The sequence below is a fragment of the Streptomyces sp. NPDC002784 genome, assembly GCF_053592135.1.
This window is the reverse complement of sequence record NZ_JBSFVD010000009.1, coordinates 194,361-218,869: the sequence shown is the minus strand read 5'-3', so window position 1 is coordinate 218,869 and position 24,509 is coordinate 194,361. Positions and strand designations below refer to the sequence as shown.

At 71.9% G+C, this 24,509-nt stretch carries 13 protein-coding genes; 10 read left to right on the top strand and 3 right to left on the bottom strand.

The window, feature by feature from the left end; translation table 11 throughout:
- Positions 1 to 67: 67 nt before the first annotated feature.
- The 4 genes from ACWD1Z_RS19000 (at position 68) to ACWD1Z_RS18985 (ending at position 3,238) form a co-directional block, all read left to right on the top strand.
- A complete protein-coding gene (locus ACWD1Z_RS19000; RefSeq protein ID WP_451119989.1) occupies positions 68 to 1,741 on the top strand; it encodes an acyl-CoA dehydrogenase in 1,674 nt (557 codons plus the stop codon).
- Between the two features lie 17 nt (positions 1,742 to 1,758).
- A complete protein-coding gene (locus tag ACWD1Z_RS18995) occupies positions 1,759 to 2,055 on the top strand; it encodes an acyl carrier protein (protein ID WP_451119987.1) in 297 nt (98 codons plus the stop codon).
- A complete protein-coding gene (locus ACWD1Z_RS18990; protein ID WP_389419986.1) occupies positions 2,055 to 2,873 on the top strand; it encodes a 4'-phosphopantetheinyl transferase family protein in 819 nt (272 codons plus the stop codon). Before ACWD1Z_RS18995 ends, ACWD1Z_RS18990 begins: the two co-directional genes overlap by 1 nt.
- A 92-nt stretch (positions 2,874 to 2,965) precedes the next feature.
- Positions 2,966 to 3,238, top strand: coding sequence for an acyl carrier protein (locus tag ACWD1Z_RS18985; protein WP_451119985.1), 273 nt, complete (start codon positions 2,966 to 2,968; stop codon positions 3,236 to 3,238).
- Positions 3,239 to 3,366: 128 nt separating this feature from the next.
- Here the strand turns inward: ACWD1Z_RS18985 and ACWD1Z_RS18980 are convergent, their stop codons facing one another.
- From ACWD1Z_RS18980 to ACWD1Z_RS18970, 3 genes are all read right to left on the bottom strand, one after another.
- Complete coding sequence (locus tag ACWD1Z_RS18980) at positions 3,367 to 4,710, bottom strand: NAD(P)/FAD-dependent oxidoreductase (RefSeq protein ID WP_451119983.1); 1,344 nt, start codon at positions 4,708 to 4,710, stop codon at positions 3,367 to 3,369.
- Between the two features lie 25 nt (positions 4,711 to 4,735).
- The gene (locus ACWD1Z_RS18975) at positions 4,736 to 5,011 is read right to left on the bottom strand and encodes an acyl carrier protein (RefSeq protein WP_250071219.1); all 276 of its coding nucleotides are present in this window, start codon (positions 5,009 to 5,011) and stop codon (positions 4,736 to 4,738) included.
- Positions 5,012 to 5,091: 80 nt separating this feature from the next.
- A complete protein-coding gene (locus ACWD1Z_RS18970; protein WP_451119982.1) occupies positions 5,092 to 5,853 on the bottom strand; it encodes a thioesterase II family protein in 762 nt (253 codons plus the stop codon).
- Positions 5,854 to 6,113: 260 nt separating this feature from the next.
- On the opposite strand from ACWD1Z_RS18970, the gene ACWD1Z_RS18965 reads away from it, so the two are divergent.
- From ACWD1Z_RS18965 to ACWD1Z_RS18940, 6 genes are all read left to right on the top strand, one after another.
- Complete coding sequence (locus tag ACWD1Z_RS18965) at positions 6,114 to 6,371, top strand: acyl carrier protein (RefSeq protein WP_451119980.1); 258 nt, start codon at positions 6,114 to 6,116, stop codon at positions 6,369 to 6,371.
- Positions 6,364 to 12,438: a type I polyketide synthase gene (locus ACWD1Z_RS18960; RefSeq protein ID WP_451119978.1), complete on the top strand. Its 6,075-nt coding sequence runs from the start codon at positions 6,364 to 6,366 to the stop codon at positions 12,436 to 12,438. The genes ACWD1Z_RS18965 and ACWD1Z_RS18960 overlap by 8 nt, the downstream gene beginning before the upstream one ends.
- Before the next feature lie 2 nt (positions 12,439 to 12,440).
- A complete protein-coding gene (locus ACWD1Z_RS18955; RefSeq protein WP_451119976.1) occupies positions 12,441 to 19,103 on the top strand; it encodes a thioester reductase domain-containing protein in 6,663 nt (2,220 codons plus the stop codon).
- A gap of 119 nt (positions 19,104 to 19,222) precedes the next feature.
- Positions 19,223 to 20,737, top strand: coding sequence for an MFS transporter (locus ACWD1Z_RS18950; protein ID WP_451119974.1), 1,515 nt, complete (start codon positions 19,223 to 19,225; stop codon positions 20,735 to 20,737).
- 246 nt (positions 20,738 to 20,983) lie between these two features.
- A complete protein-coding gene (locus ACWD1Z_RS18945) occupies positions 20,984 to 22,729 on the top strand; it encodes an NAD(P)/FAD-dependent oxidoreductase (protein WP_451119972.1) in 1,746 nt (581 codons plus the stop codon).
- A 55-nt stretch (positions 22,730 to 22,784) separates the two neighbouring features.
- On the top strand, positions 22,785 to 24,461 hold the full coding sequence (locus ACWD1Z_RS18940; protein ID WP_451119971.1) for an NAD(P)/FAD-dependent oxidoreductase: 1,677 nt from the start codon (positions 22,785 to 22,787) through the stop codon (positions 24,459 to 24,461).
- The last annotated feature ends 48 nt before the right edge of the window (positions 24,462 to 24,509 follow it).

The following is a 24,509-nucleotide window of genomic DNA, read 5'->3' as shown; positions in this document are numbered from 1 at the left end:
GGGTGGTTGTGGTAGCCGGACGTACGGGGACTGACCGGACCCTACGGACCGCGAGGAGTGACACCCGGTGGAGCGATCTGTGCGTGCGGCCACGGCCGAGGCGCGGCTCCGGAGCCGCACGGACGAACTGGAGCGCGCGCTGGCTCCCTTGGGGACGGCCGCGGTCGGCGGCGAGACGCTCGCCCGGGCCGAACGGATACTGGACGACTGCGAGTTCGGCGCGGAGTTCGTGCCGGTGGAGTCCGGCGGCCGGCTGGAGCGGATCGACGGGCTCGGCCGGATGGTGCGGCCCGCGTGCAGGCGTGATCTCTCGCTCGGTTTCGGGTACGGGCTCAACTGCTACTTCGCCGCCACACCCGTGTGGGCCGCCGGTGACCTGGCGCAGCGGGAATGGACCGCCGCCCTGTTGCTCGGCGGGGGCAGGATCGCCGTCGCCCGGCCCGCCGTCGCGCACGCCAACGACTTCGTGCGCGACGAGTTCGCGCTCGTCACACGGGACGGCCGGAGACGCCTGGACGGCGCCAAGACCGCCGTCCTCAACTACTCCCGGGCCCGCGGTCTCACCGTCATCGCCGGCACCGAGGACGGCACGCACGAGGCGCTGCTGATCGACCGCGAGATCCTGCCCGCGGGCGCCCTGCGCACCCGGTACCGGTACCGCACCGTCGGCCTGGACGGCTGCGAGTTCGGCGGCCTGGAGTTCACCGACTGCCCGGTGCCCGAGAAGGCCGTGATCGGCGAGCCGGGCCAGGGCATGGCGCTGGCCGTCCGCTGCTCGGTCGTCACCCGGGCCCTGCTGCCCTCGGTGCTCATCGCCGCCGCCGACACCGTGCTGCGCACGGCCATCCGGTTCGCCGTGGAGAACCGCGGCGACGACCCCTACGGCCCGCTCAAGTCGACGTACGGGCGCGAGGTGCTGACCGGCGCCCTGCTGGACCTGCTGATCAGCGACAGCATCGCCCTGGCGGCCGCCCGCGGCATCCATCTGCTGCCCGACCGGGTGAGCGCCTGCGCCGCGGCCGCCGCCTACACCGTGCCCAAGCTGCTCCAGGACTCCGCGCACGATCTGTCCACGGTGCTGGGCGAGGCCTACTTCGACGGCAAGGGCCCCTACGGCGCCTTCGGCCGCATGGCGCGCGACCTGCCGCTGCTGGCCCAGGGCCACGCGGGCACCGCCGCCCGCCAGGCGATGCTGGTCGCCCAGCTCCCGCACCTGGCCCGCACCTCCTGGCTGGTGGACGACGAGCCGCCCGCCGCGCTGCTGCGGCCCTGGGAGGACCTGCCGCCCGCCGATCTCGGCACCCTGGCGCCCGCGGGCATCGCCGACCCCATCGTCCCGGTCCTGAGCGCCTGCGCCGGCCTCGGCGACGAACTCGGCGAGCTGGTCACCGCCTTCCTCGGCGAACTCCGCCAGCTGCGCGGGCGGTTCGCCAGGATCACCCCCGGCGACGGACTCTCCACGCCGGACACCCTGGCCCTCACCGACCGGTACGCCCTGGTCTGCGCCGCGGCGGCGAGCCTCGGCGTCTGGCGGGAGCACCGCGACGCCCGCCCCGGGACCTTCCTCGCGGACCCGGCGTGGATCACCGGCGCACTGCACCGGCTGGGCGCCCTGCTGGGGCTCGACACCCCCAAGGCTCCTCAGGAGGCCGTCGAACGGCGTCTCTTCGAGGCCGTCCTCGAACGCTACGAGCTCAAGCGCTCCTACGACCTGTACGAGACGAACCTCGCAGAGTCCTGACCGGAAGGAAACCGCCCATGCGCGCACACGCCGACGACACACACGCCGACGACACGTCCGGCGATCTGATCTCCGCGGTGGTCCAGGCGGTGCGGCGGGTCATCGACGACCCGGTGGCCGAGGTCGGCACGGACTCCCTGCTGAGGGAGGACCTGGGCTTCGACTCGGTCCTCATCATGCAGCTGAAGTACCGCGTCGAGCAGGCGGTCCCGGAGCTCGGCGAACTCTCCCTGCCCGACATGGTCGACAGCATGACGTCCGTGGGCTCCCTGGTCGCCTACCTGCGCGACCGTCTGGTGAAGGCGGTCGTCTGATGGCCCCTCCCAGCGCCGGAGCCCCCGTGCTCGTGACCGGTCCCGACGGCCAGTGGGACGACGTGCTCGGACCCCTGGCCACCCGCGGCACCGTGGTGACCTACGGCAGGGTCGCCGACTGGCTGCCCGAGGAGACTGGAGAAAGGGTTCTGCGCCCGCTGCTCGGCCCCCGTGACTGGGGCCGCTTCCAACGGCTGAGCCACCGCCGGGTGCGGGAGGGCTTCCTCGCCTCCCGGCTGCTGCTCAAGCACACCGCGGCCCGGGTGCTGGCCAGCAGCCCCGAGGCGGTGGACCTGGCGTACAAGCCGGGCGGCCGGCCGTACCTGCGCGGCTGCGACCAGATCGACATCAGCCTCAGCCACACCGAGGAGGTCATGGTCGTCGGGGTCACCCGGCGCGGCCTGCTCGGCGTGGACGTGGAGCGCGCCGAGCGCCCCATGGTGGGCACCGGTGTGGAGTTCCAGGCCTGCACGCCGCATGAGCGCGAGCTGCTGGAGTCGCTGCCCGAACAGACCCGCAACAGCGCCCTGGTCCGGCTGTGGACGCTGAAGGAGGCGTACAGCAAGGCCATCGGCCAGGGGCTGCGCTTCCGGTTCACCGAGTTCGGCTTCACGCTCGACGACGCGCGCATCAGCCTCCAGCGGCCGGACGGCTCCCCGGGCACCGGCCCGGAGTGGAGCTTCGGCACCTACGCCCTGGAGTCCGACTACGTGGTGAGCGCCGCCCTGCGCGACGAGGGCTTCGGCGCCGCGGCCGACACGGCCGTCGACACCACGCTGGACCAGAGCCTGCTCGGCGTGCTGCTCGGCCGGCTCTGAACCGCCGGCCCTGCGCGCCCCGCCCCTCTGCGGCCCTTCCTGTCCCTGTCCCTTCTTCTCCCGACACCCGCACCCCCCTCAAGGAGGCACCCATGGCCATGTCCGAATCCCCCGACCGCTTCACCCTCACCGATCTGCTCCGGCTGCTCAGCGAGAGCGCCGGCGTCCCCGAGGGCATCGACCTGGAGGCCGAGGACGTCGTCGACACGCCCTTCTACCGGCTCGGCTACGACTCGCTGGCCCTGCTCCAGGTCACCGGCCGGCTCAAGCGGGAGTACGGCCTGACGCTGCCCGACACGATCGTCGCCGACGCCCCGACCCCCCGGGCCCTGCTCACCGTCATCGCGCACGCGCGTGCCGCCTGACGTCCCGCGCGGCTCGCGCCGAAAACGGTGCCGGCCGCGTACCTTCCCGGATTTCTCCGGAGAAGGTACGCGGCCGGCTTTTGCGCTCCAGCTCCTTTGCTCCCCCGGCTGGGGGAGGGCCGGGTGGATCAGAAGCTGGGCGCGGCGGTGGGGGACCTCAGCTGGCCCAGGTACGGGTGCCACAGGTGGGTCGGGTCGCTCTCGACCGCCTCGATGATCTCCCACATCGCGGAGAGCGCCTTCGGCTCCTCGTCGTCGTAGACGTCGCCCTGGAGCATCTTGAGGATGTCCAGCCGGTAGCGGTCGTCCTGGACGAAGGCGGTGAACAGGATGTTGAGGCGGTAGTAGGCCTCGATGAAGCGGTGCCAGTAGCCCACCGCCTTGCGGAGCTTGCCCTCGTAGGCGGCGAAGCGCTCGTGCTTGAAGTCCCCGGCCTCGTGGGCGGCGATGATGTCCTTCGCCGCGAGCCGGGCGCTGTTGAGCGCGACGGAGACGCCGGAGGAGAAGATCGGGTCGACGAAGCGGGCGGCGTCCCCGATGAGGACGTAGTTGTTGCCGGCGATCTGCTTCATGCCGTAGCTGTAGTCGCCCTCGGTCTTCATGGGCTTGACCTGCTTGCAGTTCTTCAGCACGTCGAGCAGCTCGGGGCGGGAGGCCACGGTCTCCCAGAAGTACTTCTCGCGGTCGCCGCCGTACTCCTGGAACCGCTTCTTCTGGCTGACGACACCGATCGAGGTGATGGTGTCGGTGATCGGGATCTGCCACACCCAGGTGTCGATCACCGGGAGGAAGTGGATGAAGATGTAGTCGGCCTGGTCCTTGTTGACGGCGAGGGCCTTGCGGTCCAGACCGTCGAACCACGTGTGCACGGCGTACTGGTTGAAGACCGGGTCCGGGATCTTGGTCTTGAGCTGGTTGCCCAGACGGGTCTGCCGGCCACTGGCGTCGACGACCATCTTGACCGGGATGTGCGTCGACGAGGAGCCGACCTTCACCTCCACGACCGGCAGTTCGCCGTCGAAGTCGACCTTGCCGACCCGGACGCCCTGGAAGACCTTGGCGCCCAGCTCCTCGGCATGCTTGAGGAGGATGTGGTCGAACTTGCTGCGGTCGACGTGGAAGGTGTGGTCCCGGTCCACGCCGTCCTGGTCACGCTCGCTGAACAGGACCTCGGCGGCGCGGAAGTCGTGGTTCAGGCCGCGGAAACCGTTGTGGTTGATGTCGCGGTCCTCGGCGGAGGTCCAGGCGGCACCGAACTTCTTCGGGAAGCCGGCTGCCTCGACCTTGTCCATGGCCCCGATCTCCAGGAGCACCGGGGTGGTGGCCGGGACCAGGGACTCGCCGACGTGCTCACGAGGAAAGTTCTCCGCCTCGAACACGGCCACGGACAGCCCGGCCTTGGCCAGGTACGAGGCCACGGTCGATCCCGCGGGGCCGCCGCCGATGACTGCGACGTCGAATTGTGCGTCCACGATGCTCTCTCTTCCTTCGGTCGGTTCAGGCAGCGGGCTGCGGGGCCAGGGAATGGACCATGTCCGTGATGGCCGCCAGGTTCGCGAAGTTCCGGCCGGTGATGTGGGTCGGGGGCACGACGACCCCCAGCTCGGTGCGGATGAACGAGAGCAGCAGGGAGGTGTTCATGGAGGTGAGGACGCTCCACTCCAGCAGCGGGGTCTCGTCCGTCAGCTCCGAAACCTCGCTCTCGCCGAGGAACTGCTGCTCGATGTACTCGCTGATCCTCTGACGGATCTCTTCATGGGACAGCGCCGCCACTGGGGCCTCCTGTTGGTCTCGGGCTTCGGCGTGTGGGGAGAGCCGTACAGCCGGTGATGCTGGGTGTTCGCGGTTGAGGTTCACTCGGCAACCGCTCGGGCGACCGCCCCACGGGCCGCCGGAACCCGGTTCGCGGTGGCCGCGAACCGGGTCAGCCGGGCGCTCAGCGCGGCCCTGAACTCCGGTTCCTGGAGGAAGAAGTGGCCGCCGGAGACCAGCGTCAGATCGAAGACCCCGGTGGTGATCCGCGACCACGCGGCCATCGACGGGGCATCGGTCAGGACGTCCTTGCGCCCGGCGAACGCGGTCACCGGAACGGTCAGCCGGGGGCCCGGGGCATGGGCGTAGGTCTCGACGACCTTCAGGTCGGTGCGGATGGCCGGCAGATAGAACTTCAGCAGCTCCGGCTCGGCGAGCAGCGCCTCGGGCAGCCCGCCGATCCGCTGCAGCCCCTGGACGAAGCCGTCGTCGGGCAGATGGTGGAACGGGCGGTGCGACAGCGGCTCGGTGGGCCCGTTGCGCCCGGAGACCAGCAGCAGCTCCGGCGGGGTGCCCCGGGCGGTCAGCGCCCGGGCGGTCTCGTAGCCGACGAGCGAGCCGAAGCTGTGCCCGAACAGCGCGTACGGCTCGTGCCGGCGCTCGCCGATCAGCCGTACCGCCTCCTCGGTCAGCGCGGCCAGGCCGTGCAGCAGGGGTTCGCGTACCCGGGTTCCGTGCCCGGGCAGTTCGAGGGGGACCACGGTGACGTGGTCGGGCAGATCGGCGGCGAGCCGGATGTACGGATGCGCGCTGCCGCCCGCGTGGGCCAGGCAGAACAGGGTGAGTCGGTGGTCGGTGGCCAAGGGAGGGTTTCCTTCCGCGCTCTGAGGTACCGGCGGGACTTGTTCGACGGGGATCGCACCAGCCGTCGCTCAAGTCGCCGTCGACACGGCTTCGAGAGGGGTGGGGCCTCCGGGCGCCCTCGGGGAGGGACGAGGACCGGCCACGCCTGCGCTCTCTCAAGGGCGTCTTGAGTCCGTCTGCCTACCGTCCCTTTCGGCCGCACTTGAGGATGAGAGGTGCCACGGTGAGCGGACCTGCGAGGGAGATCACCCCCGAAGCGGTGGAGAACTGGCTGGTGGAGCAGATTGCGCAAAGGACGTTGCTTCCCCCGGCGATGGTGTCGGTCCACCTGTGCTTCGACGAGTTCGACATCGACTCCGCGGACAGCCTGGTGATCACCACGGCCCTGGCGGACTGGCTCGGCGACGAGGTTGACCCGCGTGCACTGGTACGTCATCCGACGATCCGGTCGCTCGCCGGATACCTGGCCGGTCGACGGGGCCAGGTCACAACGGGAGGTACACCGGTCCATGGCTGAGAACCAACGGTACGAGCCGCGCCCCGACGACATCGCAGTCGTCGGGGCCGGCTGCCGATTCCCCGGCGGCGTACGCGACCTCGACGGGCTGTGGCGGGTGCTGATGGACGGCGTGGACGTCATCACGCCGGTCCCCGCCGACCGCTGGAGCGACGACTTCCACCACCCCGACCGGCACAACCCCGGCACCACCTACTGCCGTGAGGGCGGCTTCCTCGACGAGATCGACCGGTTCGACGCCGACTACTTCGGCGTCTCCCCGCGCGAGGCCCGCGGCATGGACCCCCAGCAGCGGCTGCTGCTGGAGGTGTGCTCGGAGGCCATGGAGGACGCGGGGCTGCCGCGCGGCAGCTGGGAGGGCACCCGGACCTCGGTCCACATGGGCATCCTCGGCTCCGACTACCTGCTCCTGCACGCCCGGACCTCCGGGATCCAGGCCATCGACCCCTACTTCGCCTCCGGCAAGGAGTTCAGCTTCGCCGCCGGACGCATCGCCTACACCTTCGGGCTGCACGGTCCCGCGATGACCGTCAACACCGCGTGCTCCTCGTCGCTGGTCGCCGTCCACCTGGCCTGCCAGGCACTGCGCAACGGCGAGGCCGACACCGCGCTCGCGGGCGGCGTGAACGTGATCGTCGCGCCCGAACTGTCCGTCTTCATGGGCAAGGTGCAAGCGCTGTCCCCGACCGGACGGTGCCGCCCCTTCGACGCCCGCGCCGACGGCATCGTCCGCGGCGAGGGCTGCGGCGTCGTCGTCCTGAAGCGGTACGCCGACGCCGTACGCGACCACGACCGCGTCCACGGGCTGATCCGCGGCTCGGCCGTCAACCAGGACGGCCGCAGCGCCGGACTGACCGCCCCCAACGCCCTCGCGCAGCAGGCCCTGCTGCGCTCGGCGCTGGCCTCGGCGTCGGTCGCGCCCGAGGAGCCGGTGTTCGTCGAGGCGCACGGCACCGGCACCCCGCTCGGGGACCCGCTGGAGATCTCCGCGCTCACCGAGGTGCTCGGCCGCACCCGGCCGCCCGAGGAGCCCCTGCTGGTCGGCTCGCACAAGGCGCACTTCGGGCACATGGACTCCGCCGCGGGCATCGCGGGCCTGCTCAAGACGATGCTGGTGCTCCGGCACCGCACGGTCCCGGGGCAGATCCACCATGTCTACCCGGCCCCGATGATCGACTGGGAGTCCTCCGGGACGCTGGTCCCGGTCGAGCACGTCCGGCTGCCCGGCGAGGACCTGCCGCTGACCGCGGGCGTGAGCGCCTTCGGGCTCTCCGGCACCAACGCGCACATCGTGCTCGGCAGCGCCCCGCAGCCCGCGGCCACCGACCTCCCGGACGGACCGCACACCCTGCTCATCTCGGCGACCACCGCCGAGGGGCTGCGCCGGCTGGCCGCCGACTACGGGGCCCGGCTCGCCGACCCGGTCGGGCCGGCCGCGGCCGCCTCCGCCGTACGGCGCACCCATCTCAAGCACCGGATCGCCGTCGTCGGCAAGGACGCGGCCGAGATCACCGCCGCGCTCGCCGACGCCGAGGGCGTGCGGGCGGCCGAGAACCCGCCGAAGCTGATCCATGTCTTCTCCGGGCAGGGCTCGCAGTGGCCGCGCATGGGCCTGGACCTCGCCGAGAGCGAGCCCGTGGTCCGCGACGTCCTCGACGACTGCGACGAACTGCTGCGCGCCGAGGCCGGCTGGTCCCTGTACGACGTCCTGCGCGACGCCGACCCGGCCCGGGTCAAGGCCACGGACGTCGCCCAGCCCGCGGTGTTCGCGGTCCAGGTCGCGCTCGCCCGGCTCTGGCAGTCCTGGGGCGTGCGCCCCGACGCGGTGATCGGCCACAGCATGGGCGAGGTGGCCGCCGCGCACATGTCCGGCGCGCTCGAACTCGAGGACGCCGTACGGCTCGTGGCGCACCGCGGACGGCTGATGCACCGGGCCGCCGGCACCGGCCGGATGGCCAACGTCGAACTCGGCGCCGACCAGGTCCGCGAGCGGCTCGCCGCCCGCCACCCCGAGGTCGTCGTCGCCACCGAGAACGGACCCGCCTCCGTCGTCATCGCCGGACCCAAGGAGGCCGTGGAGAGCGCGGTCCGCGAGCTGGCCGACGACGGCGTGAACGTGGTCGCGCTCCCGGTCGACTACGCCTTCCACTCCCCGCTGATGCAGCCCTACGCCGACGAACTCGCCGACCTGCTCAGCGACTTGACGCCGAACACGCCGACCGTGCCGTTCCTGTCCACGGCCCTGCCGGGCCAGGACGTCCCGCTCGACGCGGCCTACTGGAGCGCCAACCTGCGGGAGCCGGTGCGGCTGTGGCCCGTCGTCGACACGCTGCTCGCCGAGGGCGAGACGGCGTTCGTCGAGATCGGGGCGCACCCCGTCCTCTCCCGTCCGCTCCAGGCCTCCCTCGCGCACCGCGAGCGGCGCGGACCGGTCGTCTCCTCGCTGGTCCGGGGCCAGGACGGCCCGACCATGCTGGCCCGTTCCCGGGCCAAGCTGCACGAGGCCGGCGTCGAGATCGACTGGGCCGAGGCGCACGGCGCGCCGGTGCGCCCGGTGACCCTGCCGCCGCACCGCTGGGCCGACGAGCGGTTCTGGCTGGACGGCGTGGAGCGCGGCGAACAGGGCTCGGGCCCGGCCGACCTGGACGGCCTGCGGGCCGAGGTGCGGCTGGTGGACGCGAAGGGACGCGTGGTCGCGGAACTCGGGGCCGACGCGGGAGCCGCGCCCGCGGCTGCCGCTCCGGCCGCCGTCCCGGCTGTCGCCGCCGCTCCCGCTCCGGCCGCCGTGGCCACGCTCTCCGCCGAGGAGCCCGCCGAGGCGGCGGCGCCCGCGCCGGTCGCCCACGGCCGGGAGCACGTGGCGTCCACGGTCCACGCCCAGCTGGTCAAGGTCCTCGGCCACGGGCCGCGCAAGCGGCTGCCGCGTACCCGGGGGTTCTTCGAGCTGGGCATCGACTCGATCTCGGTCGCGGAGTTCGCCCGCCGGGTGGCGGAGGAACTGCGAGTGCCGGTGGACGGCGCGGATGCGCTGGCGCACGGCACGATCGATGGTTTCGCGGACTACATCATGACGTTGGTGCCGGAGTCGTCCGCGGAGAGCGCCCTCGAGAGTGCCGCTTCCGGTGGCGAGGCGGGTGCGGCGCCGTCCGGGCCGGTCGCGCAGTTCCCCGCGCCCCTTGGGGGCGCCGGTGAACCCGGCGATGTCAAGGAACCGGTGACTGTTTCCTCCGCTGCCGAAGCCTCGGGCCCGGGGTCTGCCGAGGCCGAACCCGTCCCCGCCCCCGAGCCCGCCCCCGCCTTCGACGACGACGAGGCCGTCGAGCCCATCGCCATCGTCGGCATCGGCTGCCGCCTCCCCGGCGGTGTCGGAGGGCCCGAGGACTTCTGGCGGCTGCTCGAACAGCGCGTCGACGCCAGCGGTGACGTGCCCGCCCAGCGGTGGGACGCCGCGGCCCTCGACGGCGTGCCGGCCCGCGGCTCCTTCCTCGGTCAGGTCGACGGGTTCGACAACTCCTTCTTCCGGATCTCGCCCCGCGAGGCCCGCACCATGGACCCGCAGCAGCGGCTGTTCCTGGAGGTGGCCTGGGAGGCGCTGGAGGACGCCGGGGTCCGCGCCGACCGGGTCGGCGGCACCCGTACCGGGGTGTTCGTCGGCCTCAACACCACCGACTACCAGCAGCTGGTGACCCGCCGCGAGGCCGACGTCGACCTGTACTACGGCACCGGCAACTCGTTCAGCGCCACCGCGGGCCGCATCTCGTACTTCCTGGGGCTGCGCGGCCCGAGCCTCGCCGTGGACACCGCCTGCTCCTCCTCCCTCACCGCCGTGCACCTGGCCTGCCAGAGCCTGCGCGCGGGGGAGAGCCGACTGGCGCTGGCCGGCGGGGTCAACGTCATGGCGACCCCGACGGTGTTCCTCTCCATGGGCGCGGCCGGGGCGCTCGCCCCCGACGGACGGTGCAAGACCTTCGACGACTCCGCCGACGGCTACGGCCGCGGCGAGGGCGCGGGTGTGGTCATCCTCAAGAAACTCTCGACCGCGCTGCGCGACGGTGACCGGGTGTACGCGATCATCCGCGGCAGCGCGGTCAACCAGGACGGGGCCAGCGGCGGGTTCACCGTGCCCAGCGGCACCGCCCAGGAGGAGGTCATCCTCACCGCGCTCGGCCAGGCCGGGATCGAACCGTACGAGGTGTCCTACGTCGAGGCGCACGGCACCGGCACCCGGCTCGGCGACGCCGTCGAACTGCGCGCCCTGGCAGGGGCGTTGGGCACCGGCCGACCCGCCGACCGCCCGCTGGTGGTGGGCTCGGTGAAGACCAACGTCGGCCATCTGGAGGCCGCCGCCGGAGTCACCGGCCTGATCAAGACGGTGCTGGCGCTGGGCCGGGAGCGCATCCCCGCCCAGCTCCACCTGTCCGAGCCGACCCGCCAGCTGGACTGGGCGAAGCTGCCGTTGGACGTGGCCGGGGACCCCGTGCCGTGGCCGCGCGGCGAGCGGCCCAGGATCGCGGGCATCAGCGCGTTCGGCTTCACCGGCACCAACGCCCACGTCCTGGTCCAGGAGGCCCCGGCCCGGCCGGAGCCCCCGGTCGCGCCCCGGCCGGTACGGCCCTGTGTGCTGACGGTGTCCGCCGCGACACCGGACGCCCTGACCGATGCCACGGCCCTGATGCGCGAGCGGGTCGCCGCCGCCGGCGACAGCGAACTCGCCGACCTGTGCTGGACGTCGGGCGCCCGCCGCGCCCACCTCGCGCACCGGATCACGGCCGTCGGACGCAGCCGCGACGAACTCCTCGCCGCCCTGGACCGGGCCCGCCCGGTGCAGGCCCGCGACGAGGCGTCGGTGCTGTTCGTCTACGGCCGCACCCCCGCCGACCTGTCGGGTCACGAGGAGGCGCTGGCCGGGGACCCGGAGGCCATCGCGGTCTACCGCACCACCCTCGCCGAGGCCCGCGAGGCGCTCCGCGCCGAACTGGGCGAACCCGAGGGCCCGGCGCACCCGGGCAGCGTGGAGCACGCCGGCGAGGTGTTCGCGGGCCAGCTCGCGACGACCGCCCTGTGGAAGGTGCTCGGCGTCGAGCCCGACGCGGTGGTCGGCTGGGACATCGGCGAGTACGCGGCCGCCGTGGTCGCGGGCGACCTCACGCTCGTCAACGCCGTACGGCTGCTCGCGGCCGGTGTGCCCGTCCCCGGGCAGTCCGACGGGGCGCGGGTGGCCCGCCACTCCGCCGCCGACGGCTGGAACGCGCTGGCCAACGAGGTCATCATGGCCGGCCTCGACGTGCTGCTCGACATCGGCACCGGAAGCCGCGCCATCCGCATGCTGGGTGCCGCCCTGGACGCGGCGGCGGAACCGGGGGAGACCATCCCGGTCCAGCTCACCGCGCCGCGCCGGCGCCAGCCCAGCGGCATCGAGAAGGCCTACCTCGGCCCGGTCGAGCTGCTGGAACTGGCGGGGGCGCTGCACGCCCACGGGGCGAGCGTCGACTGGGACCGGCTGGTGCCCGGAGCGCACCGCCCGGTACCGCTGCCCGCCTACCCCTGGCAGCGCAAGCCCTATTGGGTGGACACTCCCTACGCGGTGGAACCCCGGCCGCAGGCCGAGCCGCAGCCCGCGGCCCCGGCCGCACCGGAACCCGCCGGTGATCTCGCCGCCGAACTGCTCGCGCTGCCGCCCGACCGGCGGGAGGAGCGACTGGTCGACCTGCTGCTCAAGCTGGTCGCGCAGGTGCTCGGCGAGGAGGCCGATGTCTCGCCCGACCAGGGCTTCTTCGACCTCGGTATGGACTCGGTGCTCTCCCAGGACCTCAAGCAGCGCGCCGAACGCGAGCTGGGTCTCGAACTGCCCGGCACCGTCATGTTCGAGTGCCCCAACGTCACGTCCTTCGCCCGCTTCGTCCTCGACGAGGTGCTCACCGAACCGCAGGACCAGGCCGAACCCGTCGAGGCAGCCGCCCCGCAGGAGCCGGCCGAGGACCTGGATGACCTCGACGACGACTCCCTGCTGAGCCGTCTCGACGACGCGCTGGCGTCGTCCGAAGCCCTGTTGACCGAGGGAGACTGACCATGACGACCCCGGACTACCGGGCCAAACTCGTCGAAGCCGTCCGCACGATCGAGAAGCTCCAGGGCGAGCTGGCGAAGAACCGCAGCCGCCCGCTGGACGAGCCGATCGCCGTCATCGGGCTCGGCTGCCGGCTGCCGGGCGGCGCCAAGGACCCCGACTCGCTGTGGCGGATGCTGGTGGCGGGCACCGACACCATCCGGGACTTCCCGGCCGAACGCGGCGACGCGCAGGCGGTGTTCGACGACGACCCCGACCAGCCCGGCAAGGCGTACGTCACCCAGGGCGGCTTCCTCGACGAGCGCGTGGACCTGTTCGAGCCCGGCGTCTTCGGCATCTCGCCGCGCGAGGCCGTCGGCATGGACCCGCAGCAGCGGCTGGTGCTGGAGGTGGCCTGGGAGGCGCTGGAGCGGGCCGGCTACGCGCCGGACCGGCTCACCGGCAGCCCCACCGGCGTCTACTTCGGCGTCTCCACCACCGACTACGCCCGGATGCGCCAGAGCGAGGGCGACATCCGGGACGTCGACGCCTACCAGCTGGTCGGCGAGCCCAGCTTCGTCGCGGGCCGGATCTCCTACACCCTCGGCCTGATGGGACCGAGCAAGGTCGTCGACACGACCTGCTCCTCCTCCCTGGTCGCCCTGCACGAGGCCTGCCAGGACCTGCGCACCGGCGAGTGCGACATGGCGCTCGCCGGCGGCGTCAACCTGATGCTGTCGCCGTACGGCTTCGTCATGATGAGCAAGTTCGGCGGGCTCTCCCCGGACGGCCGCTGCAAGACCTTCGACGCGGGCGCGAACGGCTATGTGCGCGGTGAGGGCGCCGGTGTGGTCGTCCTCAAGCGCTACTCCGACGCGCTGCGCGACGGCGACCCGGTGCTGGCGCTGGTCCGCGGCTCGGCCGTCAACCACGACGGACGCAGCAGCGGGCTCACGGTGCCCAACCCGGCCGCCCAGCAGGGCGTCATCCGCGGTGCCCTGGAGCAGGCGGGCATCGCGCCCGGCGACGTCGACTACATCGAGGCGCACGGCACCGGCACCGCGCTCGGCGACCCGATCGAACTGCGCGCCCTCCAGGCCGTGATCGGCCGCAACCGCCCGGCGGACAACCCGCTGAAGGTCGGCTCGATCAAGACCAACATCGGCCACCTGGAGTCGGCGGCCGGCATCGCCGGGGTGCTGAAGCTGGTCCTGGCCCTGCAGCACGGTCACATCCCGCCGCACCTGCACTTCAACGACCCCAACCCGAACGTCGACTGGGGCAAGCTGAACGTCGAGGTCACCAAGGACGGCGGCCCCTGGGACGCGGAGGGCGGCCGGCCCCGCGTCGGCGGCATCAGCAGCTTCGGCGCGAGCGGCACCAACGCGCACGCCGTCATCAGCGCGGCGCCCGTCAAGGCCGAGCCGCCGGCGTCCGCCGGACCCCAGGTGCTGACCCTGTCCGCGCACTCCGCCGAGGGCCTCGCCGAACTGGCCGGGCGCTACGCCGGTCACCTCCGCGACAACCCCGGGATCCCGCTCGCCGACATCAGCTGGACCAGCCAGGTCGGCCGGTCCCGGCAGCGGCACGGACTCGCCGTCACCGGCGCCGCGGCGGGCGAACTCGCCGCCGCGCTGGAGGCGTTCGCGCGCGGGGAGCGGGGCTCCGGCACCGCGACCGCCGAACTGCCCGTCCACAAGCACCGCAAGACGGCCTGGCTGTTCACCGGCCAGGGCTCGCAGTACGCCGGAATGGCCCGCGGCCTGGCCGACGAGCCCGCCTTCCGCACCCCCTTCGACGAGGCCGCGGACCTGTTCGACGTCCACCTGGACCGCCCGCTGGCGTCCGTGGTGTGGCCCGAGCCCGGCCAGGAGTCGCCGGTCGACGACACCCGCTACACCCAGCCCGCGCTGTTCGCCGTCGAGTACGCGCTGGCCCGGATGTGGCAGTCCTGGGGGCTGAAGCCCAGCGGGCTGCTCGGGCACAGCATCGGCGGCATCGTCGCCGCCTGCGTCGCGGGCGTCTTCGAACTGCCGGACGCCGTCCGGCTGGTCGCCGCGCGCGCCGCCCTGATGGCCGAGCTGCCCGAGGGCGGCGCCATGGCCGCCCTGGACTGCGACGAGGCCACGGCCCGCGCCGCCATCGCCGGATACCGCGACACGGTGTCGCTGGCCGGGGTCAACGGCCCCTCCAGCGTGGTGATCTCGGGTGCCGCCGCCGACGTGGACGCGGTGCGCACGGCGCTGGAGCAGCGCGGGATGCGCACCACCCGGCTCACCGTCAGCCACGCCTTCCACTCCCCGCTGCTGGCGCCGATGCTGGCTCAGTTCCGCGCGGTCGCCGAGTCGCTGACCTACCGGATGCCGGACCTGCCGCTGATCTCCGACCACACCGGACGCGCCTGGACCGCCGAGGACTGCGGCCCGGAGTACTGGGTGCGGCACGCGGCCGGCACGGTCCGCTTCCACGACGGCCTCACCGCGCTGCACGCGGAAGGGGCCCGCACCTTCCTGGAGATCGGCCCCGCCCCGGTGCTCAGCGGCATCGGGGAGCGCACCGGCCTGGACGGCGACTGCCTGTACGTGCCGTCCCTGTACAAGCCGAGGGCCGGCGCACCCGAGGACCGCACCGCCGTCCAGCGGGCGCTGGGTCTGCTGCACCTGCGCGGCGAGACCGTGGACTGGACGGCGGTGCACTCGGGTTCGGGACGCACTCCGCGCCGGGTGGCCCTGCCGGTCACCCCCTGGCACGGCGAGCGCTACTGGTTCGAGGAGCGCCGTGCGGCGCCCCGGGCGGCCGCCAGCGGCACTCCGGTGCCGCAGGCCGGGATCCGGCTGCACAGCGCCGTACCGACCTATGAGCTCCAGCTGGACGAGCCGGAGTGGGACCGCTACGCGCGCACCGGCTCCGACGGCCTGAGGTTCCTGCCCGTCGGCTCGCTGGGCCGGGCGGCGCGGGCGGCGGCCGCGGACGCGCTCGGCGGGGTGTGGTCCTGCATCGAGAAGCTCGACGTGTTCCAGCCGCCGCCGATGGACCGGGCCGGGCGGGTGCTGCAGATCACCGTCAACAAGGACGACGACGGCTGCGCGATCGTGGAACTGCACAGCCAGACCCCGGCCGAGGCGGCCGCCGGAGCGCCCTGGACGCGGCATGCCCACGCGGTGCTGCGGCGCCGGGCGAGCACCCGCTCGCGGCACTCCGGCAGCACGGCCCCGACGCTGGCCGGGCAGGAGTACGGGGACGAACTCCACTACGAGACGGCCTCGTTGTCGGACGCCCTGATCGGTGCCGTCGTCTCGGCGCACCGCGGTGACGAGGGTGTGCTGGTGGCCCTCGGCCTGGACACCGGGGAGACCGCCGACCACGCCGTGCAGGTCTTCGACGCGGCCGTGGCGGCCGTGTCCTGGGACGCGGGGCTGAGCGAGGCGGGCTTCGCCGGGCGGATCACCGAGGCCACCCTCGAATCGCTGGACCGGGCCCGCTACGTACGGGCCATCGCCCAGAGCGGCAAGGAGCCCGGCACGGTCTGCGGCAGCGTCGACCTGTTCGCCGAGGACGGCGCCTACCTGGGCGGCATCCGCGATCTGACGGTCGTCAGCCGGACGGCGTCCGCCGCGGCGCCCGCCCCGGCGCCCTGGCGGGACCCGGAGGAACTGCTCACCCGGCTGGAGTGGCACGAGATCGAACCGGCCGCCGCCGAACCGGACCTGTCCGGCCAGGGCTGGCTGCTGGTGCCCGACCGCACCGGCACCGCCCGCCGGCTGGCCACGGCGCTGCGGGCCCGGGGCGCGCACTGCCGGATCGAGGAGTCCGGCGCCCCCGACCTGGACGACTGGCTGCGCGAGCTGCCCGACGGGGTCGCCCCGCACCGGGTCGTGCTGCTGACCGGCCTGGACGCGCCGCGCCCGGACGCCGCCGACGCGGAGTCGCTCACCGCCTTCCGGGACCGCGCCGAACTGGCCGCCGTCGCCCTGGTCCAGGGCCTGACGGCCCGCGCGGCCTGCACGAAGACCGGGCTCAGCCTGGTCACCCGGGGTGCCGTGCCCGCCGTGGCGGAACAGGGCGTGACCTCGCCCTTCGCCGGGACGCTCTGGGGTCTTGGCCGGGCGATCGCGCTGGAGCACCCCGAGCACTGGGCCGGCGCCGTCGACCTCGACCCGGGACCGGGGGAGAGCGACGAGGGCGCTGCGCTGGTCGCGGCGCTCGCCGACACGGCCGCCGAGGACCAGCAGGCGCTGCGCGGCGAGAGCCGCCGGGTGGCGCGGCTGGTGAAGTTCCCGCTGACCGCCGAGGAGCTCAGGCGCCGGCCGCGCATCGACCGGCAGGGCACCTATCTGATCACCGGCGCGTTCGGCGGCATCGGCCAGGCCCTCGCCCGCCAGCTCGCCGACAGCGGCGCGGGCAAGCTCGTCCTGCTCGGCCGCACCCCGCTGCCGCCCCGCAACACCTGGCACGACCCCGAGCTGACCGGATCCGTCCGGGAACGCGTCGACTTCGTGTCCGCGCTGGAGGAGACCGGGGTACTGGTCGACGTGGTCGCGGCCGACGTCAACGACGTCGAGGACATGCTGCCGGTGATCCAGGGCCTGGCGACCGGCCTGATGCCGCTGCGCGGTGTGGTGCACGCGGCCGGCACCTCGGTCCCGCAGTTCCTGCGGGACATCCCGGTGTCGGACCCGAGCGACTACGACACCGTGTGGCGGCCCAAGGTGGTCGGCGGCTGGCTGCTGCACCAGCTGACCGAGGGCCTGGAGCTCGACTTCTTCCTGGGCTTCTCCTCGATCGCCGCGACCTGGGGCTCCCAGCACGTCACCAGCTACGCCGCCGCCAACTCCTTCCTCGACGCGCTCGCCGAGTACCGGCGCGCCCAGGGCCTGACCGCGCTCACCGTGAGCTGGGGTCCGTGGGAGCTGACGTCGAACCTGTTCGGCGCCGACGTCGTGGAGTTCCTGACCTCCACCGGTCTGCGCATGCTCTCCGCACCGCAGTGTCTGCGGCTGCTCGACGCGCTGCTGGCCCAGGACGCCCCGCAGGCGGTGGTCTGCTCTGCCGACTGGTCGGTGTACAAGCCGGTCATGGAGGCCCGCGCCGACCGCCCGGTGCTGCGCACGGTCGAGATCGACGAGGGCACCGGCGGGGGCACGTCCACGGCGGTGCTGGAGGCCGTGCAGGGGGCCGACGCGGCAGGCCGTACGGCCGTGCTGACCGGCTATCTCCAGCAGGTGCTCGGCGAGGTGCTGGCGGTGCCGCCGGAGTCGGTGCTGCCGGAGGCGGACGTGATGTCGCACGGCCTGGACTCGCTGATGGTCATGGAGGTCGTCAAGCGCTGCAAGGGCGATCTGGGCATCAGCGTGCGCCCGAGCCAGTTCTTCGAGCGGACCGCCCTGGAGGACTGGGTGCGGCTGCTGGACACCGAGCTGGGCGGCGAGGGCGAGGCCGCGCCGCAGCCGACCGCGGACTGGACGGAGCCGGCGCTGATCGCGGCCGACGTCGTCCTGGACCCGGCGATCGTGCCGGCCGGACCGGTCGGCGAGGGCTACACCGACCCGACCGACGTGCTGCTCACCGGCGCCACCGGCTTCCTCGGGGCCTACCTCCTCGACGAACTGCTGGCCACCACCGACGCCACCGTCCACTGCCTGGTCCGCTGCGACGCCCCGGAGTCGGGCCTGGCCCGGATCCGGCGGAACCTGGAGCAGTACCTGCCCTGGCGGGAGGACGCCGCGGACCGCGTCAAGGTCGTCCCCGGCGATCTGGCCAAGCCCCGGCTCGGCCTGGCGGACGCGGAGTTCACCCGGCTCGCCGGCACCCTGGACGCGATCTACCACAACGGCGCCTGGGTCAACTTCTCCTACACCTATGAGCAGTTGCGGCCCGCGAACCTGATCGGCACCCAGGAGATCCTGCGGCTCGCCTGCGCGGGCCCGGAGCAGATCCCGGTCTCGTACGTGTCGACGTACGGCATCTGGGGCATCCCCGCCGACGGCCGGACCGTGATCGGCGAGGGGGACGACATCCTCGGCGCCGGCAAGCTGGTGACCGGGTACGTGCAGACCAAGTGGGCGGCCGAGCTGCTGGTCCGCCAGGCGCAGGAGCGCGGTATCCCGGTCGACATGCACCGGCCCGGCCGGGTGCTCGGCGACTCGCGCACCGGAGCCTGTCTGACCACGCACTTCACCACCCGGGTGATCAAGGGCTGCGTGCAGCTCGGGATGGCTCCGGATCTCGATCTGGAGATCGAGATGACCCCGGTCGACTACGTCACCTCGGCGCTGGTGCGGATCTCCCGCGGGGCGCACGCGTGGGGGCTGACGTACCACCTGGTCAACCGGCGCAAGGCGGCCTTCAAGGAACTGCTGTCCGCGATGGAGCGGCACGGCTGGGAGTTCCGCACGGTGCCGGTGGAGCAGTGGTGGCGGGGGCTGCAGGAGTCGTTCGGCGTCAACGACAACGAGCTGCACCCCGTCATGGGGGTGGTCGAGGAGTTCGTCGTCGGCGGCGAGGAGGCCATCGACTACGACGCCACGAACACCGTCCAGGCCCTGGTGGGCTCGGGAATCGCTTGTCCTCCGCTCGATGAGTCACTGCTGTCGCTCTACTTCGAGTGGATGGTCCGAACGGGGTACTTGCCTGCACCGTCGAGCAGGGAGAATAATTCATGGCAGGATGAATCCATCAACGGGTGAATTCATGACGCGGTGACGCCCCGCCGTTTGCGGCGGCCGACCCGCACGGCCGAGCCACGGTCCGTTGCCCTATATTCAGGGTCTGCGGAATATAACGACGGAGAAAGGCATCTCCCCCCATGACCACATCCGAAGACCGGGTCCCCGGCGGTGGCGCCGTCGGAGCGGCCCCGTCAGCGAACCCCAAGCGCTGGACGGCTCTCGTCTTCATCTGTCTGGCCCAGCTGATGGTGGTTCTCGACATCACGATCGTGAACGTCGCGCTGCCGGAGCTGCAGGCCGATCTCGGCTTCTCCAATGAGAACCGGCAGTGGGTCGTCACGTCGTACACCCTGGCCTTCGGCAGCCTTCTGCTGCTGGGTGGCCGTATCGCCGACTACACCGGCCGCAAGCGGGCCTTCCTGGTCGCCCTGGCCGGCTTCGCCATCGCCTCCTGTCTGGGAGGTGCGGCCGGCAACATCGAGCTGCTGCTCACCGCGCGTGCCCTCCAGGGTGTCTTCGGCGCCCTGCTGGCCCCCACCGCGCTCTCCCTGATCTCGGTGAACTTCACCGACCAGAAGGAACGGGCGAAGGCGTTCAGCATCTTCGGCAGCATCGTCGCCAGCGGTGCCGTCATCGGTCTGCTGCTCGGCGGCTTCCTCACCGAGTACATGGACTGGCGCTGGTGCATGTACGTCAACGCGCCGATCGCCGTGATCGCCGCGTTCGGCGTGCTCTACCTCGGCCCGGAGCAGCGTGCCGCGGTGCGCGCCCGCTTCGACATTCCTGGCGTCCTGCTGGTCACCAGCGGCCTGGTCGCCATCGTGTACGCGTGCAGCGAGGCCGAGTCCGAGGGCTGGGGCTCCGGTCTGGTGATCGGTCTGTTCGTGGCCGGGGCGGTGCTGCTGGGGGCGTTCCTCGCGGTCGAGGCCCGCTCCCCGCATCCGCTGCTGCCGCTGCGGGTGATCGCCGACCGTACCCGCGGCAGCGCCTATCTCGCCATGGCCGTCGGCATGATCGCCATGCTCGGCGCGCTGTTCTTCCTCACCTTCTACCTCCAGCTGGTCAAGGGGTACTCCCCGGTGGAGACCGGTCTGGCCTTCCTGCCGATGCCGGTCGGCGTGGGCATGTTCGCCGGCGGTCTGTCGCCCAGGATCCTCCCCAAGGTCCCACCGCGTGCCATGGTGGTGCCCGGCATGATCATCGCGGCCAGCGCGCTGTTCTGGCTGGCCGCGCTGGAGGCCGACTCCTCCTACTGGGGCATGGTCATGCCCGCCCTGTTCGTCCTGGGCGCGGGTATGGGTCTGCTGATCGCGCCGTCCGTCAACTACGCGACCTACCGGGTCGCCGACGAGGACGCCGGCGTCGCCTCCGGCACCGTCAACACCGCCCAGCAGATCGGCGGTTCCATCGGTGTGGCGCTGCTCAGCACGCTGGCCGCGGACGCGGCCTCGGAGCACATCGCCGAGCATGCCAGGCAGGGGGTGACCCCTGCCCTGCGGCAGGCGGCGATGGTGGAGGGCTTCACCACCGCCTTCACCTGGGCCGGGGCGATCATGGCGTGCGGCGCGGTGGTCCTGGCCGCGCTGATGAACGCGCCCAAGCCGACGCCGGGGGAGGCCTCGCACGGGTCTCCGATGGCGCACCTCGGCTGACGTCCCGACCGCACAAAACGGCCGGCTTCCCCTTCGGGGGAGGCCGGCCGTCGTGGTGTGCGAGGCCCCCGTTCAGCTGTCGCTCCGCGGTGCTCCATGGGCGACTGCGGGGCTTCGTGTGACTGTATGTCGGGTTACCCGTGGTTATAGATCAGCCTGAGCAGGATGTGAGCGACACTCGAGGCGCTGCTTCTAGTTTGGCCGAAACAAAAGCCCACGGGGCTAAAAACGGCTAAGGAGAGGCTCATGCCGACTGCCGCCCTCCGCTCGATGCACCCCACGTCACCTCAGTACGACGTGGCCATCCTGGGGTCAGGCCTGGCCGGAACCACACTGGCCGCGTGCTTGGCACGCAACGGCGCGAAGGTGATCGTGCTCGACGCCGGCACGCACCCCCGTTTCGCCATCGGCGAATCGACGATTCCGTACACCTCGATGCTGATGCGACTGGTCAGTGAGCGGTACGGCGTGCCGGAGATCAAGTGGCTGACGACCTTCGAGGCCGTGCAGTCGAAGATCTCCACCAACTGCGGGGTGAAGCGGAACTTCGGTTTCCTCTACCACCGCGAGGGCGCCCGGCAGAACCCGCTGGAGACCAACGAGTTCCCGATCCCGAAGATCACGCACACCGAGAACCACTTCTTCCGCCAGGACACCGACGCCTGGATGCTCGGCGTGGCCATCAACTACGGCGCCGACGTCCGTCAGCAGACGAAGATCGTCGACGTCGACATCGACGACGACGGCGTCACGGTCATCCCCGACAAGGGCGACCCGGTGCGGGTGAAGTTCGTGGTGGACGCGAGCGGCCACCGCTCCCCGCTGGCCCAGAAGTTCGGCCTGCGCGAGGAGCCCAGCCGGCTGCGCCACCACTCGCGCTCGCTGTTCACGCACATGGTCGGCGTCAAGCCGTACGAGGACACCGTCCCCAAGGGCAGCCACCACAACCCCAGCCCGTGGAGCGAGGGCACCCTCCACCACATGTTCAAGGGTGGCTGGATGTGGGTCATCCCCTTCGACAACCACCCGCGGGCCACCAACCCGCTGTGCAGCGTCGGCCTGAACCTCGACCCGCGCATCCACCCCAAGCCGGACTGCTCCCCCGAGGAGGAGTTCCGCTCCTTCATCGCCAAGTACCCGGACATCGCCCCGCAGTTCGAGGGCGCGGTCGCGACCCGGGACTGGGTGAGCACCGGGCGGCTGCAGTACTCCTCCAAGCAGACCATCGGCTACCGCTGGTGCCTGACCTCGCACGCGGCCGGCTTCGTCGACGCGCTCTTCTCGCGCGGCCTGTCCAACAGCATGGAGATCATCCACGCGCTGGGCTGGCGGCTGCTGGACGCCATCAAGGAGGACGACTTCTCCGTCGAGCGGTTCGAGTACGTCCAGGAGCTGGAGCAGGGCCTGCTCGACTTCAACGACGACCTGGTGGCCAACGCGTACACCTCGTTCGGCAGCTGGTTCCTGTGGAACGCCTACTTCCGGGTGTGGTCGCTGGGTCAGATTCTCGCCACCTTCGAGATCAACCGCTCCTACGCGCGCTTCCTGGAGAACCACGACCCCAAGGTCCTCGAACGCCTGGAGCGGCAGGCGCCCGACGGCGCCATCCCCGACTACGCGCCGGTCCGGAAGCTGCTCAAGTCCATGAGCGAGACGGTCCAGGAGGTCCAGAACGGGCACCGCGACCACCGCGAAGCCGCCGACATCCTCATCCAGTTGCTGCGGGACGCCGACTTCGTACCGCCGGCCTTCGGCCTCGCCGACCCCGACAACCACTGGACGGACGCGTCGACCGCCAAGATCCTCAAGACCCTGCGCTGGTCGCGGACCGAGGCTCCCAAGGAGATCGGGGACCTGACCTGGGAGGGGCTGACGCTCTTCATCAAGAAGCGGTTCGACAAGGAGGAATTCAAGATCACGGAGGAGCTCACCCATATCGCTGCGGGCTGGCCGTTGATCGGCCGGGCGCTCCGGGTGCCCGACCCCAAGTGACCGCACCCGCACCGAGCCCGACCTCCCATCAGCTTCCACACCTCTGGAGTTCCTCATGTCCGACACTGAGACCGCGGCCGGTGGCTCGTCCACGGTGCACGACGTGGCGATCCTCGGGTCCGGCATCGCCGGCTCCATGCTCGCGGCCGTCCTTGCCCGCAACGGTGTCAAGGTCCTGCTCCTGGACGCCTCGTCCCACCCGCGCTTCGCGATCGGCGAGTCCACGATCCCGTACACGCTGGTCTGTCTGCGCACCATAGCCGAGCGCTATGACGTGCCCGAGATCAAGACGCTCGCCACCTTCACCAACGCCACCAAGGTGCTCGGACCCAAGTTCGGGGTGAAGAAGCACTTCGGCTTCCTGCTGCACCACGAGGGCCAGCCCCAGGACCCGCGCGAGGTCAACCAGTTCGGCACCCCCGGACTGCTGCACGAGGCGAGCCACCTCTACCGGCAGGACACCGACGCGTACATGTACCACGTCGCCCTGAAGTACGGCGCCGTGGGCCGGCAGAACTTCCGGGTCGCCGACGTCGACTTCGACGACGCGGGCGTCACCCTGAGCACCGCCGAGGGCGAGCAGTACCGCGCCCGGTACGTGGTCGACGCCAGCGGTCACCGCTCCCCGCTGGCCGAGAAGTTCGACCTGCGCGAGGACCCCTGCCGGTTCAGCCACCACTCCCGGTCGATCTGGAACCACATGACCCGGGTGCGGCCCACCGACGAGCTCTTCGACCGCGCCCCCGAGGACACCCCGCCCTCGCCCTGGTACCAGGGCACGGTGCACCACCTCTTCGAGCGTGGCTGGTTCTGGGTCATCGGCTTCGACAACCACCCCGCCTCCCGCAACCCGCTGTGCAGCGTCGGCCTCACCCTCGACGAGCGCACGTACCCCAAGTCCGCGGACATGACGCCGGAGGAGGAGTTCTACCACCACGCGGCCCGCTTCCCGGACATCGCCCGCCAGTTCGAGGGCGCGCGCCCGGTCCGCTCCTGGACCTCCACGGACCGCCTGCAGTACTCCTCCAAGCAGTGCGCCGGCGACCGCTGGTTCCTGCTCTCCCACGCGGCCGGCTTCATCGACCCGCTGTACTCCCGCGGCCTGTCCAACACCGCCGAGGCCATCAACAGCCTCGCCTGGCGGCTGCTGGACGCCGTCAAGGACGGCGACTTCTCCCGCGAGCGCTTCGACTACGTCGACCGGATGCAGCAGGGGCTGTTCGACTACAACGACTCACTCGTCAACGCCTCCTTCATCTCCTTCAGCGACTACGACCTGTGGACCGCCGTCTACCGGATCTGGTCCTGGGGCGCCAACGCGGGCACCTACCGACTGTCCGAGGGCCTGTTCAAGTACTTCAAGGACGGTCGCGACCAGCACTTCAAGGACCTGGAGAAGGCCCCGTACCCCGGCCTGTACTGGCCCGACCACGACGGCTTCAAGGGCCTGTACGACAGCCTGATCGAGGAGTGCCTGAACTACGAGGCCGGCAAGGTCACCGCACGCGAGGCGGCGGACACGGTGTACGCGCAGCTGGAGAGCGCGAACTTCGTGCCCAAGCACTTCGGCTTCGCCGAGCGGGACCTGCGCTTCATGATCCCCAACGCCAAGGTGATGGCGAAGACCGCGCGCTGGCTGGCCACCGAGGCCGACCCAGTGGTCAAGCGGATGATGCAAGGCAATGCTCGTGAGGCGGTCAAGGCGAAGTTGAAGGGCAGGCGCATCTTCTGACGGCGGCGGTACCTCCCGCCAGACGGCCGCCGGCCGCCTGCCCCGACC

Excerpts from the sequence above, each read along its gene's own strand:
- ACWD1Z_RS18995 (WP_451119987.1), top strand. The coding sequence starts at position 1,759 with ATGCGCGCACACGCCGACGACACACACGCCGACGACACGTCCGGCGAT.
- ACWD1Z_RS18990 (WP_389419986.1), top strand. The coding sequence starts at position 2,055 with ATGGCCCCTCCCAGCGCCGGAGCCCCCGTGCTCGTGACCGGTCCCGAC.
- ACWD1Z_RS18985 (WP_451119985.1), top strand. The coding sequence starts at position 2,966 with ATGGCCATGTCCGAATCCCCCGACCGCTTCACCCTCACCGATCTGCTC.
- ACWD1Z_RS18960 (WP_451119978.1), top strand. The coding sequence starts at position 6,364 with ATGGCTGAGAACCAACGGTACGAGCCGCGCCCCGACGACATCGCAGTC.
- ACWD1Z_RS18955 (WP_451119976.1), top strand. The coding sequence starts at position 12,441 with ATGACGACCCCGGACTACCGGGCCAAACTCGTCGAAGCCGTCCGCACG.
- ACWD1Z_RS18950 (WP_451119974.1), top strand. The coding sequence starts at position 19,223 with ATGACCACATCCGAAGACCGGGTCCCCGGCGGTGGCGCCGTCGGAGCG.
- ACWD1Z_RS18945 (WP_451119972.1), top strand. The coding sequence starts at position 20,984 with ATGCCGACTGCCGCCCTCCGCTCGATGCACCCCACGTCACCTCAGTAC.
- ACWD1Z_RS18940 (WP_451119971.1), top strand. The coding sequence starts at position 22,785 with ATGTCCGACACTGAGACCGCGGCCGGTGGCTCGTCCACGGTGCACGAC.